This window comes from Vibrio sp. 1978 (assembly GCF_033344345.1).
On record NZ_JAWPOP010000148.1, the window covers coordinates 1 to 1,070 of the forward strand.

The 1,070-nt window shown below is 47.9% G+C and carries 1 protein-coding gene; it reads left to right on the forward strand.

Features of this window, described 5'->3' with window-relative positions:
- Positions 1-80: 80 nt before the first annotated feature.
- Positions 81-1,070, forward strand: a 990-nt coding sequence (locus R8N49_RS25120) for a M6 family metalloprotease domain-containing protein (protein ID WP_318190211.1), incomplete at its 3' end; no start/stop codon positions are given.

Here is a 1,070-nt window from a genome sequence, read left to right on the forward strand (position 1 = left end):
CCATCAGGTAACCGCTCATTAAATTGATGGGTATCTGAGTTCGTTTTACGCATGGTGAATTGAAAAGATGGAGCCGTACTTTGAAATTCCACACCCTTGCCTTGACCATGCTGACTGCACTTGTTGCCGGAAACAGTATGGCAACGACACCACCATCGCCAATTTGGCATCCGATCACGCTGAGTGACGGAAGCAATAGCGAGGCGATTTTACGCGGAACTGCTGATTTCCATTGGTTTGAAGACAAACAAGGCAATGCCTTGATTCAGGAAGATGGCGTTTGGTTTTTTGCTCAGATCCAGCGTAATTCAGACACCCCTGAGTTGCTCTCGACTGGTATTGAGAAAACCCAATCCAGTGATGCGCCTGATTCCGCGAAGTTTCGTCCTGACGTGCAAGTTAAGCCGGAGCTGTCTTCGTTAAAAGCGATTGAACCTATGGCTCGCCAAAACTTATTGCGCACGGCACAAGGTTATCAGGCGATGAGCAGCTCGAGCGTGAAACAGCAGCCTCTGTTGGTTGTGCAGGTTTCTTTTAACGATCAAGCGATGGTGCACAATTTCGAGCAACGTGTTTTCGACACGAATGGCCAAAGCGTTGTGGATTACTTTGATAAAAACTCTCAAGGTAAATTCAAAGTCGTCCCAGCTATCGAGAGTTACGGCACCGCGAATGATGGTGTGATCAATGTGTCCGTGGCACAAAGCCACCCAAATTGTCACTCTAGTTCTAGCGACACCACATGTACGGCCAAGCTGAACGCCGTGTTTACAGAGGCCTACCAAAAACTGGATCCGTACTTCAATCTTTCTGCTTACGACAGTAACCAAGATGGAACCGTTGAACCTTCAGAGTTGTCAGTGATGTTTATCTTTGCTGGTGGCGATCGTTCAACCGGATTCCTTGACCGTCCTGCTATCTGGCCACACAAATTCTCTCACAATGATGTCACGCTAGATGGCAAAAAGATCACTGACTACTGCGTGTTTGCTGACTACCAAGTTGATCATCAAGCGACGTTGGGTGTGATCGTACATGAGCTTGGCCACTTAATGCTTGGCTTGCCGGAC